This is a genomic window from Lysobacter enzymogenes (assembly GCF_023617245.1).
GTDB lineage: Bacteria > Pseudomonadota > Gammaproteobacteria > Xanthomonadales > Xanthomonadaceae > Lysobacter > Lysobacter yananisis.
This window is the reverse complement of record NZ_CP067396.1, coordinates 2,487,833-2,505,263: the sequence shown is the minus strand read 5'-3', so window position 1 is coordinate 2,505,263 and position 17,431 is coordinate 2,487,833. Positions and strand designations below refer to the sequence as shown.

Annotated in this window: 19 protein-coding genes, 1 tRNA gene and 2 pseudogenes; 10 read left to right on the top strand and 12 right to left on the bottom strand. The window is 70.4% G+C overall.

Going from position 1 to position 17,431, the window contains the following annotated elements; translation table 11 throughout:
* Window positions 1-76: 76 nt before the first annotated feature.
* Window positions 77-508 carry a hypothetical protein gene (locus tag JHW41_RS10535; RefSeq protein WP_250449858.1) on the bottom strand — a complete coding sequence of 144 codons (432 nt, stop codon included), beginning with the start codon at window positions 506-508 and terminating at the stop codon, window positions 77-79.
* 189 nt (window positions 509-697) lie between these two features.
* Between JHW41_RS10535 and JHW41_RS10530 the strand changes: the two genes are divergently transcribed.
* The 3 genes from JHW41_RS10530 (at window position 698) to arsC (ending at window position 2,560) form a co-directional block, all read left to right on the top strand.
* Complete coding sequence (locus JHW41_RS10530; RefSeq protein ID WP_078995833.1) at window positions 698-1,552, top strand: hypothetical protein; 855 nt, start codon at window positions 698-700, stop codon at window positions 1,550-1,552.
* Between the two features lie 388 nt (window positions 1,553-1,940).
* Window positions 1,941-2,015: transfer RNA gene (locus JHW41_RS10525), tRNA-Val, on the top strand.
* A gap of 179 nt (window positions 2,016-2,194) precedes the next feature.
* Window positions 2,195-2,560, top strand: a complete 366-nt coding sequence (gene arsC, locus JHW41_RS10520) for an arsenate reductase (glutaredoxin) (RefSeq protein ID WP_250449857.1) — start codon at window positions 2,195-2,197, stop codon at window positions 2,558-2,560.
* 202 nt (window positions 2,561-2,762) lie between these two features.
* On the opposite strand, the gene JHW41_RS10515 is transcribed toward arsC, so the two are convergent.
* A complete protein-coding gene (locus JHW41_RS10515; RefSeq protein ID WP_250450945.1) occupies window positions 2,763-4,388 on the bottom strand; it encodes an FMN-binding glutamate synthase family protein in 1,626 nt (541 codons plus the stop codon).
* A gap of 115 nt (window positions 4,389-4,503) precedes the next feature.
* Window positions 4,504-4,557 (bottom strand): hypothetical protein, encoded by a 54-nt coding sequence (locus JHW41_RS26830; protein WP_428995533.1) that lies wholly within the window; start codon window positions 4,555-4,557, stop codon window positions 4,504-4,506.
* Here JHW41_RS26830 and JHW41_RS26825 point away from each other — a divergent pair.
* Window positions 4,541-4,609 carry a DUF6053 domain-containing protein gene (locus JHW41_RS26825; RefSeq protein WP_428995532.1) on the top strand — a complete coding sequence of 23 codons (69 nt, stop codon included), beginning with the start codon at window positions 4,541-4,543 and terminating at the stop codon, window positions 4,607-4,609. The two genes, JHW41_RS26830 and JHW41_RS26825, sit on opposite strands and share 17 nt — an antisense overlap.
* 99 nt (window positions 4,610-4,708) lie before the next feature.
* On the opposite strand, the gene JHW41_RS10510 is transcribed toward JHW41_RS26825, so the two are convergent.
* From JHW41_RS10510 to JHW41_RS10500, 3 genes are all read right to left on the bottom strand, one after another.
* Complete coding sequence (locus tag JHW41_RS10510; protein WP_250449856.1) at window positions 4,709-5,998, bottom strand: nucleotide sugar dehydrogenase; 1,290 nt, start codon at window positions 5,996-5,998, stop codon at window positions 4,709-4,711.
* 136 nt (window positions 5,999-6,134) lie between these two features.
* Entirely contained in the window at window positions 6,135-6,491 is a 357-nt protein-coding gene (locus tag JHW41_RS10505; protein ID WP_250449855.1) for a hypothetical protein, read from the bottom strand.
* Window positions 6,488-7,555 (bottom strand): diguanylate cyclase, encoded by a 1,068-nt coding sequence (locus tag JHW41_RS10500; RefSeq protein WP_175429220.1) that lies wholly within the window; start codon window positions 7,553-7,555, stop codon window positions 6,488-6,490. The genes JHW41_RS10505 and JHW41_RS10500 overlap by 4 nt, the downstream gene beginning before the upstream one ends.
* A 548-nt stretch (window positions 7,556-8,103) precedes the next feature.
* Between JHW41_RS10500 and JHW41_RS10495 the strand changes: the two genes are divergently transcribed.
* On the top strand, window positions 8,104-8,451 hold the full coding sequence (locus JHW41_RS10495) for a hypothetical protein (protein WP_057947976.1): 348 nt from the start codon (window positions 8,104-8,106) through the stop codon (window positions 8,449-8,451).
* Window positions 8,452-8,484: 33 nt separating this feature from the next.
* Window positions 8,485-8,550 (top strand): annotated as a pseudogene (locus tag JHW41_RS26820) (hypothetical protein); the annotation flags it as partial.
* 23 nt (window positions 8,551-8,573) lie between these two features.
* Here JHW41_RS26820 and JHW41_RS26815 read toward each other — a convergent pair.
* The 6 genes and pseudogenes from JHW41_RS26815 to JHW41_RS10470 all read right to left on the bottom strand — a co-directional run.
* Window positions 8,574-8,630, bottom strand: a pseudogene (locus JHW41_RS26815) (DUF6053 domain-containing protein); the annotation flags it as partial.
* Window positions 8,631-8,636: 6 nt separating this feature from the next.
* Window positions 8,637-9,092, bottom strand: coding sequence for a macro domain-containing protein (locus tag JHW41_RS10490; protein WP_057947977.1), 456 nt, complete (start codon window positions 9,090-9,092; stop codon window positions 8,637-8,639).
* A gap of 170 nt (window positions 9,093-9,262) precedes the next feature.
* The gene (locus JHW41_RS10485; RefSeq protein WP_250449854.1) at window positions 9,263-9,985 is read right to left on the bottom strand and encodes an SDR family oxidoreductase; all 723 of its coding nucleotides are present in this window, start codon (window positions 9,983-9,985) and stop codon (window positions 9,263-9,265) included.
* Window positions 9,986-10,002: 17 nt separating this feature from the next.
* Window positions 10,003-10,563: a 2-amino-4-hydroxy-6-hydroxymethyldihydropteridine diphosphokinase gene (locus JHW41_RS10480; RefSeq protein ID WP_057947979.1), complete on the bottom strand. Its 561-nt coding sequence runs from the start codon at window positions 10,561-10,563 to the stop codon at window positions 10,003-10,005.
* Between the two features lie 188 nt (window positions 10,564-10,751).
* The gene (locus JHW41_RS10475) at window positions 10,752-11,735 is read right to left on the bottom strand and encodes an NAD-dependent epimerase/dehydratase family protein (RefSeq protein WP_250449853.1); all 984 of its coding nucleotides are present in this window, start codon (window positions 11,733-11,735) and stop codon (window positions 10,752-10,754) included.
* Between the two features lie 121 nt (window positions 11,736-11,856).
* Window positions 11,857-12,381, bottom strand: coding sequence for an HD domain-containing protein (locus JHW41_RS10470; RefSeq protein ID WP_250449852.1), 525 nt, complete (start codon window positions 12,379-12,381; stop codon window positions 11,857-11,859).
* A gap of 159 nt (window positions 12,382-12,540) precedes the next feature.
* On the opposite strand from JHW41_RS10470, the gene JHW41_RS10465 reads away from it, so the two are divergent.
* From JHW41_RS10465 to JHW41_RS10450, 4 genes are all read left to right on the top strand, one after another.
* On the top strand, window positions 12,541-13,668 hold the full coding sequence (locus tag JHW41_RS10465) for a hypothetical protein (protein WP_250449851.1): 1,128 nt from the start codon (window positions 12,541-12,543) through the stop codon (window positions 13,666-13,668).
* A 12-nt stretch (window positions 13,669-13,680) separates the two neighbouring features.
* A complete protein-coding gene (locus JHW41_RS10460; RefSeq protein ID WP_250449850.1) occupies window positions 13,681-14,907 on the top strand; it encodes a toxic anion resistance protein in 1,227 nt (408 codons plus the stop codon).
* A 233-nt stretch (window positions 14,908-15,140) separates the two neighbouring features.
* Window positions 15,141-16,763, top strand: a complete 1,623-nt coding sequence (locus JHW41_RS10455) for a substrate-binding and vWA domain-containing protein (RefSeq protein WP_250449849.1) — start codon at window positions 15,141-15,143, stop codon at window positions 16,761-16,763.
* Entirely contained in the window at window positions 16,763-17,431 is a 669-nt protein-coding gene (locus tag JHW41_RS10450) for a hypothetical protein (RefSeq protein ID WP_250449848.1), read from the top strand. The genes JHW41_RS10455 and JHW41_RS10450 overlap by 1 nt, the downstream gene beginning before the upstream one ends.

The following is a 17,431-nucleotide window of genomic DNA, read 5'->3' as shown; positions in this document are numbered from 1 at the left end:
CCGACCCGCGGCACCGCCGGCCGGCAAACGAACAGGGCGCCGCGAGGCGCCCTGTTTTCGTTCCTGTTTCGAACGCTCAGGCCTTGCGCGCGCGGCGCGCGGCCGGCTTGCGCGGGGCCCGGCGCGCGGCCGGCGCCTTGCTCTTCGCCGCCGGCTTGCGGCCCTTGCGCTGCGCGCGCGGCTTGCGCTGGCCCTTCAGGCCGAGCTTGTCGAGCACCGGCGCCAGCCGCGCCTCGACCTCGGCGCTGAACTGCACCACCTTCGGCTCGACCTGGCCGCGCATGTTCTCGATCCCGTCGACGACGTTGCCGCGCGCGTCCGACGCGGCTTCGCGCACGCGCCGCTGCAGCGCCTCGACCTGCCCCGCCGCGCGGCCGGCACCGGCCAGCGCCTCGCGGCGCGCGACCGCGGCCAGGCCCAGTCCCGCCAGCCACAAGTGCCGCAGCGTCGTGGTCGGGGAGGCGGCCGGCTTCGCCGCGGCCTGCTTGTTGCGTTTGCCCACTGCCATGATTGCGCTCCGTCGACCGCCCGGAATGGACGGTTTCGCCCGCGCACTATCGCCAGCGGCCATCGAGCAATGGCACTAGCCGCTTCAGCTTGCGCACAGCGCGCGCGGCCGGCGCCGGCCCTCTTGCCAGCGTCGCGCCGCGGCGGGATGCTGCCGCTTCGATTCCCTTCCGCTCGACAAGGACAGTACATGGCCGCCAAGACCGCCTGGGCCGCGTTCCCGCACGATGCCAAGGCCTTCGCCTACGCCGGCGACGCCCTCAAGAAAGCCTGGCCCAAGCTGCACGCCGGCGATGCCGAGCCCTTCCCCGACGCCAAGCGCGCGGGCGCGCTGATCAAGGCCGCCGGCAAGGCCGCGCCCAAGGGCGTCGACGCCGACGCCTTGGCCGAAACGCTGCAGGAGGCCTGGCGCGCGTTCCACCGCGGCGACTTCAAGGCCGCCTTCGACGCCGGCGAGAAGCTCGGCCCGGTCGGCGCCTCGGTCGCGGTCAAAGCCTTGGGGATCCACGCGACCTATCTGGTCGAAGACGAAGCCGAGCAGCTCAAGCGCTACCAGCAGGCCGCCAAGCTGGCCGAAGCCGCGGTCGCCGCGCTGCCGGACGAAGCCAACAGCCACTACCGCTACGCCTTCGCCCTGGGCCGCTACAGCCAGGGCCTGAGCATCGCCAAGGCGCTCAAGGACGGCATCGCCGGCAAAGTCCGCGCGGCGCTCGACGCGACCCTGGAACGCGAGCCCAAGCACGCCGAAGCGCATACCGCGATGGCGCTGTACCACGCCGAGATCATCGACAAGATCGGCGGCATGATCGGCGGCCTCACCTACGGCGCCAAGGCCAGCGAATCGGAAAAGCACATCAAGACTGCGCTCAAGCTGACCCCGGATTCGCCCATCGCCCACATCGAGCACGGCAACGTGCTGATGCTGCTGCACGGCGACAAGCAGGAAGACGCGGCTGCGGCGGCGTACGAGAAGGCGGCCAAGCTCAAGCCGGCCGACGCGATGGAAACGCTGGACGCGGCGTACGCGAAGGCGCAGTTGGAGTAAGCGCCGCGGCGGCTCGGCAGGGTCGCTGGACCTGCCGCGGCGGCCTGTCTGCTGCGGCCTGCTGCGGCGGCTTGGCTGCTGCGGCTTGGCTCTGGCGGGCTGGAGTCGGCGCGCGGGTTCGGCTACGATGCGCGCCCGCTTCGCCGCCGCCACGGCCGCAAGCGCCAGTCGCCGCCCCTGCCGGGCGCGCGCCGGGCGCACGGTTCGGATCGCAGGCTGCGATGCGGGAGGACCGCCGCGCTCGCTACGCCGGTCCGGATCGTGGGGAACCCCTGTCGTACCGGTGTTTTCGCTTGAAAACCGGCGGCCGGGGGCTCCGGGCAACGAAGCGCTGCAAAGGCTTGTCAGTTCCCGATCTCGCGATTACAATTTGCGACCCGATTACATCGGGCGGTTAGCTCAGCGGTAGAGCATCGCCTTCACACGGCGAGGGTCGCAGGTTCGAACCCTGCACCGCCCACCAGTTGCAAGAAACGAGCCGGCGAAAGCCGGCTTTTTTCGTTGCGCGGCGCGGATTCGCCGCCGACGCATCGTGCGGCGGCGCGGTTGCGCTGCACGCTGCCCGCGCAGATCCGGCACGACCTCGGCGCGAACCCGGCGCCCGTCGCGGCACGTGCCGCCCCGCCTTCAGGAGCCTGCCTAATGTCCGACGCCCATCGCGCCCCTACCCGCCTGTACCACAACCCGCGCTGCTCCAAGTCGCGCGGCGCGCTGGAGTTGCTGCGCGAACGCGGCATCGAACCGGCCGTGGTCGCCTACCTGGAATCGCCGCCCGACGCGGCGGAACTGCGCGAACTGCTGGGCCTGCTCGGAATCGGCGCGCGCGGACTGCTGCGCAGCGGCGAGGACGAATACAGGCAACTCGGGCTGGACGACGCTGCGCTGAGCGACGACGCGTTGATCGCGGCGATGGCGGCGCATCCGCGCCTGATCGAGCGGCCGCTGTTCGTGCATGGCGGGCGCGCGACGATCGGGCGGCCGCCGGAGCGGGTGCTGGAGCTGTTGTGAAGCGACGGGTGTAGTACGTCGCTGCGCGGGCGTACCTGCGAAGAGCGAAAGTCGAAATGGGTTCCGGCTTTCGCCGGAATGACGGGGGGCTGGGACGCTACGCAACTCCCCAACCCGTCATTCCGGCGAAAGCCGGAACCCATTTTGATCTTGCTCGCAACGATCGCCCCAAGACGGCGCGAACCGCCGCGCGCCGCCCCCCTCAGAACGACTTGCTCGCCCGCATCGCCAGCACCCGCTCGGGCGCGGCGAAGGAATCGCTGCGCGCGCCGGCCCAAAACGACTGGAACACCGCGTGCGCCGGCACCTTGCCGAGCAGTTCGCCCGGGGCGAGGAAGTTGTACAGCGCGCCGAGCGAGCGCACTTCGGTCGGCGAGACCCGGCGCAGGATGTGCTCGGGGCCGATCTGCGAAGGATGGCTCAGGCCGGCCGCGCACAGCAGATCGCGCAATGCCTTGAGGGTGTTCTCGTGGAAGTGGAACACGCGCGTGGATTTGTCCGGCACGTCGAGCTTGTTCCAGCGGCTCGGGTCCTGGGTGGCGATGCCGGTCGGACAGCGGTCGGTGTGGCAGCTCTGCGCCTGGATGCAGCCCAGCGCGAACATGTAGCCGCGCCCGGCGTTGCACCAGTCCGCGCCCATCGCCAAGGTGCGGGCGATGTCGAACGCGCTGGTGATGCGGCCGGCGGCGCCGATCCGGATCTTGTCGCGCAGGTCCAATCCGACCAGGGTGTTGTGCACCAGCATCAACGCCTCGTGCATCGGCACGCCGACGTGGTCGATGAACTCCGCCGGCGCCGCGCCGGTGCCGCCTTCGGCGCCGTCGACGACGATGAAATCCGGCAGCAGCCCGCTTTCGTGCATGGCCTTGGCGATGCCGAACCATTCCCACGGGTGGCCGATGGCGAGCTTGAAGCCGACCGGCTTGCCGCCGGACAGCTCGCGCAGCCGCGCCACGAACTTCAGCAGGCCCAGCGGCGAATCGAACGCGGTGTGCGCGGCCGGCGAGACGCAGTCCTGGCCCATCGGCACGCCGCGCGTGGCGGAGATTTCCGCGCTGACCTTGGCCGCCGGCAACACCCCGCCGTGGCCGGGCTTGGCGCCTTGCGAGAGCTTGATCTCGATCATCTTCACTTGCGCGTCGCCGGCGTTGGCGACGAAGCGCTCTTCGCTGAAGAGCCCGCGCTCGTCGCGGCAGCCGAAATAGCCCGAGCCGATTTCCCAGACTAGGTCGCCGCCGTTCTCGCGATGATAGGGCGAGATCGAGCCTTCGCCGGTGTCGTGGTAGAAGCCGCCGAGCTTGGCGCCCTTGTTGAGCGCGCGGATGGCGTTGGCCGAGAGCGAGCCGAAGCTCATCGCCGAGATGTTGAACACGCTGGCCGCGTACGGGTGGGCGGTGTTCTCGCCGATGGTCACGCGGAAGTCGTGGGCGACGTGCGCGGTCGGCGCCAGCGAATGGTTGATCCATTCGTAGTCCAGGCCGTAGACGTCGACCTGGCTGCCGAACGGGCGCACGTCGTTGACCGACTTGGAGCGCTGGTAGACCAGCGCGCGCTGTTGCCGCGAGAACGGAACCTCGGCGGTGTCGGCCTCGATGAAGTACTGGCGCATTTCCGGGCCGATGGATTCCAGGCCGTAGCGGAAGTGGGCCAGCACCGGGTAGTTGCGGCGCAGGGTGCTGCGGGTCTGCAGCAGGTCGGCGGTGCCCAACGCGGCGATCGCGCCGAACGCGGCCAGGCCCCATAGCCAGTACGGGTGGTGCAGGACGACCAGGGTCGCGCAGACCAAGGTCAGGACCAGGCTGGCGACGTAAGCGGCATAGCGCATCATGGCGATCGGAAGGTTCACGGGCTGGGGTCGAGCATACCCGCGGCCGCGTGCAAGGTCTGTACGGGCGCGGGCGGATCGCTGTCCTGCGAGGCTGGGTGCTGTCGTGGGAGGGGCTTCAGCCCCGATGCTTTCCTTTCCGGTGCTGCGCGGCGATCGGATCGAGAAGCATCGGGCCTGAAGGCCCTCCCACAGGAGCGCATCGCCGCACAGCTGAAGGCTAAAACTGGTGGCTTTTGTGGGAGGGGCTTCAGCCCCGATGCTTTCTTTTCAGAAGCTACGCAGCGAGCGGATCGAAAAGCGTCGGCCTGAAGGCCCCGCCGCTACAACCGCGCGTCGACGTCTTCGCGCGGGTACAGGCTCTTGATGTCGTACAGCAAGGCGCCGGGCTTGCCGTAGGCACGCGCGCCGGCCGCGCCGAGGGCGCGGAACTGTTCGTGCGCGACCGCGATCACGACCGCGTCGTAGGCGCCGCGCTCGGGGGTCTCGACCATGTCCAGGCCGTACTCGCGCCGCGCTTCCTCGGCGTTGGCCCAGGGATCGCAGATCTCCACCCGCGCGCGATATTCGCCGAACTCGCGCGCCAGGTCGATCACCCGGGTGTTGCGCAGGTCGGCGCAGTTTTCCTTGAAGGTCAGGCCGAGGATGAGGATGCGCGAGCCGGCGATGGCGACGCCGCGCTGGATCATGCGCTTGATCACCTCCGCCGCGACGAAGCCGCCCATGGCGTCGTTGATGCGCCGGCACGCCAGCAGGATGTCGGGGTAGTAGCCCGCGCTCTGCGCCTTCTGGATCAGGTAGTACGGGTCCACGCCGATGCAGTGGCCGCCGACCAGGCCCGGGCGGAACGGCAGGAAGTTCCACTTGGTCCCGGCCGCTTCCAGCACTTCGGTGGTGTCGATGCCCAGGCGCTGGAAGATCAGCGCGAACTCGTTGACCAGGGCGATGTTGGCGTCGCGCTGGGTGTTCTCGATGACCTTCGAGGCCTCGGCCACGCGCAGGCTGGACGCGCGGTGGGTGCCGGCGGGAATGATGCTGCGGTAGAGCGCATCGACCCGCTCGGCGCCGGCGGGACTGGAGCCGGAGGTGACCTTGGGGATGTCGACCAGGCGGCGCTGGCGGTCGCCCGGGTTGATCCGCTCGGGGCTGTAGCCGACGAAGAAATCGACGTTGCAGCGCAGGCCCGAGACGCGTTCCAGCTCGGGGATGCAGATCTCTTCGGTCGCGCCGGGGTAGACGGTGGATTCGTAGATCACGGTGCCGCCGGCCTTGAGCACGCCGCCGAGCGCGCGGCTGGCGAGGATCAGCGGGGTGAAGTCGGGCCGCTTGTGCTCGTCCACCGGCGTGGGCACGGTCACCACGAACACGTCGCGGTCGTCCAGGTCTTCCAGCGCGGCGCTGAAGCGCAGGCGCGCGGCGGCGCGGATCTCGTCGGCGCCGTGCTCGTGGTGGCGGTCCTCGCCGGTGCTGAGCTGGGCCACGCGCACCGGGTCGATGTCGTAGCCGACGGTGTCGTAGCGCTTGCCGAATTCCAGCGCCAGCGGCAGGCCGACGTAGCCCAGGCCGATCACGCCGATGCGCGCGTGCGCGATGCTGTTGTCGTGCTGTGCCATGCCTCGCCTTGGTAGGGGGAACCAGTGCCGGCGCGGCGACGGCCGGCGGTGCTGGGATTCTAGAGAGCGGCGTCGCGCGCTGGCAAATACCGGCCGCCCGGTCGGCGCGGCGCGGGCGTCCGCGCCGGCCGGCGGCTCAATCGCCGGCCGGCGCCCGCGCGATCAAACCGAACGCCGCGGTCGCGGCGAGGAAGTGTTCGAGCGCGACGCCGCCGTTGGTCTGCAGCCCGGCGATGCGGTCGTCGCGATACGCGATCGCGATCGCGCTGCCGTCGGCGCACCATTCCCAGACCGACAGCGACGGGAAACTCATGTTGTGCCACAGGCCCGCGGCTTCGGACACGCCGTCCAGGACCGCGTCCAACACCGCGGGCTCGTCGGCGTAGCCGTCCCAGCCGCCCGCCGGCGCCCACGAGGTCCAGTCCTCGTCCACGCCGCCGTCGCGCGGTCCCGGCGGCGCGCGCGTGGTTCGGTCGTTGTCGTCGATGCTCATTCCGCCGCCTCCACCACCGCGTTGCGGCCGTTTTGCTTGGCACGGTACAACGCCGCGTCGGCATGGCGCATCCACATCGTCGCGGTCAGGGTCCTGGCGCCGGTCGCGGCCACGCCGATGCTGACCGTGCAGCGCAGCTCCGGCGCCTCGTCGAAGCGCGCGTCCTCGACCGCGCAGCGCAGGCGCTCGGCGATCGCGCGGGCGCCGGCGCCGTCGATGTCCATCACGATCAGGGCGAACTCGTCGCCGCCGATGCGGCTGGCGGTGTCGGTCATGCGCGCCGCGCGATGCAGCACGTCGGCGATCCGGCGCAGCACCGCGTCGCCGACCTGGTGGCCGTGGTAATCGTTGATCTCCTTGAACCGGTCCACGTCGATCACCACCAGCGCCGCGCGCTTGTTGCTGCGCGCGCAGTGGGTCATGGTCGCGGTCGCCGAGTCGTCCCAGTGCAGGCGGTTCTGCAGCCCGGTCAGCGGATCGGTGCGGCTGAGGTGGGCGAGCTGGCGGTTCTGCCGCACCACCTTGCGCGCCAGGCCGTAGGCGGCGCTGCTGATCGCCATCGGGTAGACGAACATGAAAGGCAGGCAGGCCAGGATCACCGTCATCGAGCTGTGCGGAGCGAAGCCGAAGCCGAGCGCGGCCCAGGCCAGCGCGCAGGCCAGGGCCTGGGCCGCGGCGGTGCGCAGCAGGAAGCGCCAGCCGCCGACGCCGATCTTGTCGGCCGAGAGCATCACCGCCAGCAGCGCGCTGGGCACCACGTTGAACTGCATGACCGCGATCCACACCCCGCCCACGGCCGAGTCGAGCAGCAGGTTGCGGTACTCGGCGTATTCGGGATCGCGGCTGCGCGAGGCGATCAGGTACGCCGCCGACGGCCACACGAAGCCGTTGCCGAACAGCGCCGCCCAGGTCCACCACGCCGCGCCCTGTTCGTAGAGCACGCCGGCGACGGCGAAGAAGCCGACCCCGAGGCCGAGGCTGCGCATGCGGTAGATGCGGCCCACGAAGCGCAGGTGTTCGCTGGCGCGGCCCGCTTCGTAGGCGCTGGGATCGGTTGCCGTCACGCACGCTCCATCGGGATCCGTAGCGACGCCGCGCGGACGCGGCGTGGGTGCGGCGCCGCGCCGCGCGCGGCGATGCTGCATACCCTGAGCCTTGGCCCGGCGCGGCGCAATATGCGCCGCGCAAACGCGGCCGGCCCGAACGCATGTGCGGCGATCCGTTCGGCCGTGCGCGCCCACCGGCATCGCCCGCGGCGGCGCCGCGCACGGCGTTGGCGGCGGCGTGCGACCGGGGCCCGCCGGCAGCGTCCAAGGGTGCGCGCGATCGCAAATCGCGCTTGTTCTCACCCGGTTCCGGCGATTTCCGGCCGCTGCCCAGGCCGGGTCGACGCGTATACCGCGGGGACCGCGGCGCAGGGCCGGTAACGGCCGGCCGGCCCGTCTGTGCGCGCTCCGCCGCCTGCCTGGAGTTGTCCCCGCCGGGCGGTTGCGTGCAGCAAATCGCTGCCCTATTCACAATTCACGCAACGCGAATTATTCGTAACGGACAACTAACGCCGTCGTGGGCTAGCTTTGCCCGCACAGGGGGTTCCCGAAGCGGAGCCAGAGCGATGACGACCACCCTGCAAGGCCGCCCCACTCCGACCACGCCCGGGCTGAGCTATTGGGCCAGCCACTATCGCGAGGCGGAGTTCTATCGCGAAGGACTGCATTTCAGCGACTACGCACCGGCGTTCTACGTCGGCATCTCCGTGCAGCTCGAACACCCAGGCCGCGATTTCGACGACCCGGGCCTGGACCTGCGCGGGCGCTACCAGCGCATCCGCCTGGGTTCGGCCTTGAGCTGGGAACAGGCCCAGGGCGCCGCGCGCGCCTCCTGGGAACGCGCGCGCGACAACGCAGCGGCGGCGCGGCAACGCATCGCCCAGCACATGGCGGAGTTGGCGGCGCAAGCTTGAACCGGCCCGACTGGAAGCGGCTTGCGCTGTCGCATGAATCCCGCGGTGCGCCGCACCGCGGGGATGGTCGCGGGCTGGGAGAAAAGCATCGGGCCTGAAGGCCCTCCCACAAAAGCCCAGGCCGGGTCCGCTCTTGTGGGAGGGCCTTCAGGCCCGACGCTCTTCGATCCGACCGCCACGCGACTTCAACCGGTGAACTCGACCAAGGTGTGGTCCTCGCCCGCCAGCGCCTCCTCGATGATCGGCGCGATGACGCTCCAATCGCCCCGTGCCAGCCCGGCGCCGAGCAGCGGGTAGCCGATCCGCTTTCCATGGAACTCGCGCGCGATCGCGCGCATCGCCCGGCCGATGGCCTCGTAGTCGGCGAGCACGCCCTCGCCCCGCCAATGGAACTGGGTGTAGGCGTTGACCACGACGAAGCGATGGCCGTTCTCTTCGACCTGCGCCTGGCTGTACGTGCCGAGCTTGCCGCGGTCGGCCGGCACGGTGCGCCGGTCGGCTTCCCACGCGGCCGGGAATCGTTCGCGGATGCTCAGCGCGATGCCGCGGCCCATCCGGCATTGGCAGTTGCAGCCTTGCACGATGACGTCGAAACGGCCGTCGGCGGCGAGTTGCAGCAGATCGCCCTGGATGATCTTCATGCTCTTCCTTGGTTCGGGACGGTGGTGCGGGAGCTGGATCGAAAGCCGGTGGGCTCGCTGTAGGAGCGGCGCGAGCCGCGACCGCGACAACGCGGCTGTTGCGCAAGCGTCGACGCAGTTGCGTTGTCGCGGTCGCGGCTCGCGCCGCTCCTACATAGAGCCGCAGGTTTTCAGAGTTTGAAGCGGCCGCCGTCGACGCGCAGGATTTCGCCGGTGACATAAGCCGCGTCGCGCAGGTACATCGCCGCGTCGACCACGTCCTCGACCGCGCCGATGCGCCCGAGCAGCGTGCGCGCTTTGATCGCGTCTTCCTGTTCGGCGCGCTGGGCCGGGTCGCGCACCGACGGCAACACCGTGCCCGGCGCGACCGCGTTGACCCGGCACGGCGTCAATTCGGCCGCCAGCGCGCGCACCAGTCCGGCGCCGGCGGCGCGGCTGACCTGATAGGCGGCGTGGCCGGGAAACGAACGGTCCAGGTAGGTGTCGAGCAGCATCGTCACCGAGCGCAGCGGCCGCCGCGCGTTGAGCCGCACCGCCAGTTCCCACGGCGCCAGCAGGTTGACCTGCAGGTGGCGGGCGAAGCGCTCGCGTTCCTCGGCGCTGGCGCTGGCGGCGCCGCCATCGGCCGACAGCGCGTTCCAGGCGTGGCCGCGTTCGAACAACGAGGCGCTGAGGATCAGATGGTCGATGTCCTGCGCCGGCAGCGAATCCAGCGGCTGCAGCATGTCCCAGCACCACGCGTCCACCGGCGCGGCGAACGGCTCCGGCACCGCGTCGGCGCTGCGCCGGTGCGCGACCACGCGCTCGCCGCGCGCCAGGCAAGCCTGCGCCAGGGCGCGGCCGATCCGGCGCGAGGCGCCGGTGACCAAGGTGGTGGTGTGCGCCCGATTCATCTGCTGGCCTCCCGTCATCAGCCGGCCTCCCGTTGCCCGGCGTCGCGCAACTGCGCGGCGCGTTCGATCAGGTAGCGGCGCACGAAACCGACGCCGGCATAGGCGTAGAAGCCGTGCGCGTTGTCTTCGCCGCGGAAACCGCGCTGGCGCTGCAGCGCGTCCAGCGCGGCCTGCAGCGGCGCCAGCGGCAACTGGCTCAGGCCGTGGAACAGATAGCCGCGGCCGGGATCGTAGCGCGGTTGCCAGCGCGGGCCGTCGGCGTCGAGCGCGCCTAGCAGGTCGATGTCCAGCGGCACCGGCATGCGCCGGCGCGGATCGCGCTGGCGGCCGAAGCCGGCTTCGATGCGCTTGAAGCGGCGCTCCAGCGCCTGCGGCTGCGGCGGGTCGCGCCAGTCCAGCGCCAGCACCAGGTTCAAGGTGGCGTCGCCGGTGTGCAGGTAGTGGCGATCGCCGTACAGCCCGGACACCGCCGCCAACGACGTGCCGGGTTCGGCCAGCAACTGCGCGCCGGCTTCGAGCAGATTCTCAGCGCGCGGGCCGTCGCTGGCGCCCAGGCAGATCAGCGCGGTCGCGCTCATGCGCGCGCTCGCGCGGCGGGCGGACGGTGTGCGGACTCGGACATGGCGGCGCTCCCTGGCATCGGCGGCTGCGTCGCCGCGGAACGGCGGCGCGCCCGGGCATTGTAGCCAGCCGCGGCCTCGCCGCCCGCGGCGACGCTCGGGCCGTCGCGATGCCCTAACCGGCCGCGGCGCGCGCCGCCGCGGGTTCACACCACCGGATACGGCATGTCCTCGAAACGCTGCGCGTGATAGCCCTTGACCCCGACTTCGTGCGCCAGCGCGCTGCGGAAATCCAGACCGCGCTGCAGGCAATCGAGCACGTAGTCGAAACCATAGCGCGGCTCCCAGCCCAGGTCGTGGCGCGCGGCGTCGTTGACGTAGACCCGGTCCAGCCGCGGGAACAGGTTCCAGCCCTTGGCCGCGTACAGTTCGCCGCAGCGCGGGAACAGCCGCCGCACCACCGCTGCCGCATCGACGCTGAGTTCGGCCAGGTGCTCGCGCCGGAACGGCGTGGTCGCCGAGACGATATAGCGGCCGAAGCCGAGCGCCGGCGCGCGTTCGATCGCGCACAGGTGGGCCTGGGCGACATCGTCGATGTCGGCGCGTCGGTACAGCAGTTCGTTGGCCTGGCTGTTGGCGGTGTCGTACTCGGCGCGGCGCGCCGCGTCGTCGTCGTCCTCGGGGAAGAAGCGCGAGGTGCGCAGCACCAGCACCGGCAACCGGTGGCGGCGGTGGAACAGCTCGCACAGGCCCTCGGCGGCGATCTTGGTGGTGCCGTAGATGTTCTTCGGGATCGGCGCCACGCCCTCGTCGATCCAGGCCGCCGGCTCGCCCGGCGCCGGCGTCAGCGCCGCGCCGAACGCGCTGGTGGTGCTGGTGAACACGAACGAACGCACGCCGCGTTCGTGCGCGGCCTGCAGCAGGTTCAGCGTGCCGGTGATGTTGGTGTCGACGAAATCCTGATAACGATGGGTCGCCACATGCGGCTTGTGCAGGGTCGCGGCGTGGATCACCGCGTCCACGCCATGCATGGCCTCGGCGACGAAATCGGGATCGGCGATGGAACCGGCGAAGTCGGTGAACGCCGACGGCTTGAGGTCGAGGCCGCGCGCCGCGCGCCCCTGCGCGCGCAGCAGGCGCATCAGGCCTTCGCCGAGGTGGCCGGCGCTGCCGGTGACGAGAACGCTCATGCGGTGGACCCTGCGCTGGGAGGAAAACGCCGATGCGCCGGCGTTGCGGGCAACGTCGGCGCGGTCGGTCGCGTGTGCCGTCAGGGTACAGGCGCCCTCGCCGGCCGGCCACCGACGAATGTCACAGCGTGCTGCGCGCCAGTCGCGTGGCCCCCCCGGCGGCGATGCGCTCGAATGCCGAGTCCAGGGCCACGAACAAGGCCCAACGATCCGTCGCGCCTGCCGCCGCGGCCGCATCGATGAAGCGCTCTTCCAGTTCGCCGCGGCGCGCGCCCTTCCACAGCTTGTCGGCCAGGGCGACGGCGAGCTCCTCTAACCGGCAATCCATCGCCGCCCAGCGCGCATGCGAACGGCAGACCCGGGCCAGTTCCGGCGCGACTCCGGCCGCCAGCAGCATCGCTTCGCCGGCCGGCTCGTGTTCGCTGCCGGGCCCCTGCAGTTCGGCCGGATGCCGGATCTTGCCGGCGTCGTGCAGCACGATGCCGACGCGCACGAAGGTCTCGTCCACGACGACGCCCTGCTCGCGCAGCACGGCCAACAACGCCTCGCCCGCCTCGCCGACCAGTTCGACATGGCGTTGCAGGCGCGCGGGCGCGCCGAGCGAACGGATCAAGTCCAGGGCTTCGGCGGCGTCGGCGGGAAACATGCGCACCTCGATCGCGGGAAAGCCATCTTGACGCAAAACCGGCGCGATGCCGGCCAGGGTGTCGACCGGCCCCAACCCCCAACCCGCGCCCCCGCCCCCGACTGTCAAACATAGGTCATACATAGCCCATACGCTGGCAGCGAATAAGGAGGTTCGCCAATGAGGAAGATCCTCGGCCCCGCGATCGCGGCGGTGTTGCTGCTCGGCGTCGTCGCCGGCATCGTGATGTCCTTCAACGGCAAGCGCGCCGACGACCGCGCCGCCGCCGAAACGCGCAAACAGCAGGCCGACGCCGCCGCGCGGGTCAACGTGCGCGTGCTCACCGGTTCGGAGAAGCTCGAATTCCTGCGCGATCCCGAGCTGGCCCAGGTCCTGCTCGCCGACAACATCGTGCTCGACGTGCAGAAGGCCGGTTCGCGCGAGATCGCCACCCGCCCGGACCTCAAGAGCTTCGACGCCGCCTACCCCGCCGGCACCGCGGCGGCGCGCAAGATCGCCGACGCGACCGGTTCGCGCCGCATCTACAACGGCTTCTACACGCCGATGACGGTGGCCAGCTGGAAGCCGCTGCTGCCGACGCTGGAAGCCAACGGCATCGTCGGCAAGCGCGGCGACGCCTACTTCATCGTCGACATGCGCAAGCTGGTGGCGCTGATGGAGAGCGGCGCGCGCTGGAAGGACCTGCAGCCCAACCCGAACTACGCGGTCGGCAAGTCGGTGCTGATCACCAGCACCGACGTGCGCACCAGCAATTCGGCGGCGATGTACCTGGCCCTGGCCAGCTACCTGGCCAACGGCGACGACGTGGTCGCCAGCGAAACCGCGGCCGACCAGGTCGCCGACCGGCTGGTGCACCTGTTCTCCAAGCAGGGCTACCAGGAATCGAGCTCGTCGGGGCCGTTCGAAGACTACGTCACCATGAAGATGGGCAAGTCGCCGCTGGTGATGATCTACGAGCAGCAGTTCCTGGAGTACGCGTTCAAGCACCCGCGCGTGGACCCGGACATGGTCCTGCTGTACCCGCAGCCGACCGTGCTGACCAAGCACACCCTGGTCGCCCTCAACGACAAGGGCGCGCGCTTCGCCGAGGCCTTCGAGCGCAATCCCAAGGTGCGCGCGATCGCCGCGCGCTACGGCCTGCGCGGGCCCGACAACGCGGCCTTGTTCGCCGACGCCGGCAAGCGCGGCATCGACATGCCGCAGCAACTGGTCGATGTGGTCGATCCGCCGACCTACGACCTCCTCGAACGCATGATCGGCCGCATCGAATCGCGGCTGGGCCACTGAAGGAACGACGCCATGAGCACGCCCCAAACCCCGGGCACGACCGCCCTCCTCGCCGAACCCGTCGCCCCGCTGACCCTGGACATGCCCGAGCCGGCGCTAACCGTCGCCGAGCCCGACCAGGCCGCGGCGATGATCCCGTTCAAGGACGAAACCCGCACCCAGGTGCTGAGCCAGGCCGACCAGTTCATCGCCGACCTGCTCGCGCTGGATCCGCATTCGGAGGACTTCCGCGGCCGGGTGGACAGCGCGTTCCGCCTGGGCCGCAAGGAGATCGGCGACAGCACGTTGCTGACCAACAAGTTCCTCGACCGCAACTTCGTCGCCGACGCCGACAGCCCGGCGTTCAAGGTCATGAGCGAGATGCGGATCCTGTTCGAGGACCTCAATCCGTCCAAGGAAGGCGATCTGCTGGCCGCGCACAAGCTGCTCGGGCTGATTCCGTTCGGCAACAAGCTGCGCGCCTATCTGCAGCGCTTCGACTCGGCCGGCGACTCGATCCGCAAGACCATCGACAGCCTCTGCGGCGTGCAGGACGAACTGGCGCGAGACGATCAGGCGCTGTACGCGACCATGCAGAAACTGCTGGAAGCGCTGACCCGGCTCAAGGCCGCCGACGTATTCGCCGAGCAACTCGACGGCAAGCTCAGCGCGGCGCTGGACCCGCTCAAGGCCAGCGACCCGGCGCGGGCCAAGGCGGTCGAGCAGGAAGTGCTGTTCTACGTGCGCCAGGCCAGCGTCGACATCAAGACCCAGATCCTGGTCTGCATCAACGGCTACAAGATGCTCGAAGGCCTGCGCAAGACCGGGCGCGAGCTGCGCAACGGCTGCGACCGCATGGCGACCATCGGCATGTCCAGCCTGTCGATCGCCGCGACCCTGGCGCGCGCGCAGGGCTACCAGTTGCAGGTGATGGACGCGCTGAAGTCGTCCTCGCGCGCGATCGAGGGCCTGATCGCCTCGACCTCGACCCAGTTCGGCCAGCACGTCGACCGCGTCGCCGAGTTCCAGAGCAACCCGCTGATCGGCGTGCAGACCCTGCAGAACGCCTTCGACACCACCTTCGCCGCGCTCGACCGCATGGACGAATTCCGCAGCAAGGCGATCGGCGCGATGGGCACCAACATCGAACAGTTGCGCGGCCTGATCGCCAAGGGCGAGGCGCGCATGAACCGCGAGCGCGAGGCGGTGGCGGCGGTGCGGCAGAGCATCGCCGCGCCGGCCGGACCGGTGGCGCTGTAACCCCGGCCGCGGCCCGCCCTACCCCGATGAACCCGCGCCACCCCCACCCCGTCATTCCGGCGAACGCCGGAACCCATTTTGATCTTGCCGTTGCTCCTCTCCTCGCAAGCACGGACAAGAGCGACATCAAAATGGATTCCGGCTTTCGCCGGAACGACGGGATGGGAGATTCGGCGGCTCGTGTTCCCCCGCTTCGAACTTCCGCAACCACCCCGCCACAGGAAGGCCCACCGATGACCCGATTCCTGCGCCGCGCCCTGCTCGCTTTCGCCGCGCTGCTGCTCGCCGCCTGCGGCGGCGGCAACGGCTCCGCCGGCAGCGGCGCCGACGACGGCCGTGCCGCGCGCGGCGACGACGGCGCGGCCTTCACCGTGCTCGCCGGCTCCGAGCTCAAGGACGTCGACACCCAGCTCGGCGACGAGATCGCCAAGGCCACCGGCGTGCGACTGCGCTTCGCCTACGCCGGCACCCTGGACGCCATCGACCGCCTCGCCGCGGGCGAGAAGTTCGACGCGGTCTGGGTCAGCCACGGCAAGTACCTGGCGATGAATCCCGCGCTCAAGCAGCGTTTGCTCGCGCAGGAAAAAATCATGCTGTCGCCGGTGGTGCTGGGGGTGAAGACGTCCAAGGCGCGCGAACTGGGCTGGGACAAGACCGACCCGACCTGGAAGGACATCGCCGAAGCCTCGCGCGCGGGCCGCTTCAGCTTCGGCATGACCAACCCGACCTCGAGCAACACCGGCTTCACCGCGCTGATCGGCATCGCCTCCGCGCTGGCCGCGAACCCCGACGCGCTGACCGAGGCCGACGTCGCCAATCCCGCGCTCAAGGCCTTCTTCCAGGGCCAGCGCATGACCGCCGGCTCCTCGGGCTGGCTGGCCGAGACCTACGCGCGCGAGCAAAGCAAGGTCGACGGCCTGATCAACTACGAGTCGGTGCTGCTGAGCCTCAATCGCGACGGCCGCCTCGGCGAGCCGCTGACCTTGGTGTATCCCAAGGAAGGCATCGTCACCGCCGACTATCCGCTGATGCTGCTCGAGGCCGGCAAGCGCGCCGACTACGACAAGCTGGTCGCGTTCCTGCGTTCGCCCGCGTTCCAGACGCGCCTGTCGCAAACCACCCTGCGCCGTCCGGTCAATCCCGAAGCGCAGGCGGCGCCCAGCATCGCCCAGCGCACCCTGATCGAACTGCCGTTCCCGGGCCAGCCGCAGGTGATCGACAGCCTGCTGCAGGGTTTCCTCGCCGACGTGCGCATCCCGGCCAGCTCGCGCTACGTGCTCGACCTGTCCGGCTCGATGGGCAACGACGGCCGCATCGAAGCGATGAAGGCGGCGATGGACACCCTCGCCGGCGGCAACGCCGCCTCGCTGACCGACCGCTACGCGCGCTTCCAGAACCGCGAGCGCATCGGCGTGCTGACCTTCTCCAGCCAGCCCGAGCGCACCCGCCTGTTCGACATGGGCCGCGACGCCGCCGGCAACGCCGCCGCCTTGCGGGCGATCCGCGCCGAGATCGCGCCGCTGCGGCCCGGCGGCGGCACCGCGATCTTCGACAGCGTGCGCCAGGCGCTGACCGAACTGGCCGCGGAAAAGCGCGCCGCGAGCGAGCCGCGCTACTACACCGTGGTGCTGATGAGCGACGGCGAGAACACCGAAGGCAGCGACCTGCGCGCGTTCCTGGGCTGGTACGCCGCCCAGGACGAGGCGCTGCGCTCGATCCGGGTGTTCCCGATCCTGTTCGGCGACGCCGACCCGGAGGAGATGAAATCGCTCGCGCAGGCCACCGGCGGCCAGGTCTTCGACGCCAAGAGCAAGTCGCTGACCCTGGTGTTCAAGGACATCCGCGGATACCAGTGATGAACCTGCCGGTCGCGCCGCCGCCGACGACGCCGACGCTGGGCCAGCGCCTGCGCCTGTACCTCTACAGCAACCGCAACATCGCCGGCTGCGCGCTCGGCCTGGTCGGGCTGGGCCTGCTGTTCGCCGGGGTGATCGCGACCGGCTGGCCGCTGATCGTGCTCGGGCTGTACGGCGTCGGCGCGCTGGCGTGGCCGCGCGACCGGCTCGGCGAGCGCGTGGCCGAAGCCGAGTTGCCGGTGGAGGCGCTGATCGAACACCTCGACCGCCTGGTCGGCGAAGTCGCCAAGCGGGTGCCGGCCGAGGCGCTGGCGAGCCTGCGCAACATCCAGCAGACCCTCGGCGAACTGCTGCCGCGGCTGCACGAACTGCGCGGCTCCGGCGCGCTGTCGGCGTCGGCCGCGTTCGCGGTGCAGGAAAGCCTGCGCCGCTACCTGCCCGACATGCTCGGCGGCTATCTCAAGCTGCCGCCGGTGTTCGCCCGCACCCAGCCGCTCAAGGACGGCCGCACCGCGGCGCAGACGCTGTCGCAGCAACTGGACCTGCTCGACCAGTCGCTGCAGCGCATCTCGCGCGAGGCCTTCGCCGGCGACGCCGAATCGCTGCTGCTGAGCGAGCGCTTCCTCAAGGAAAAGTTCGACGCCGCCGCGGCGTTCGAGCTGGCGTAG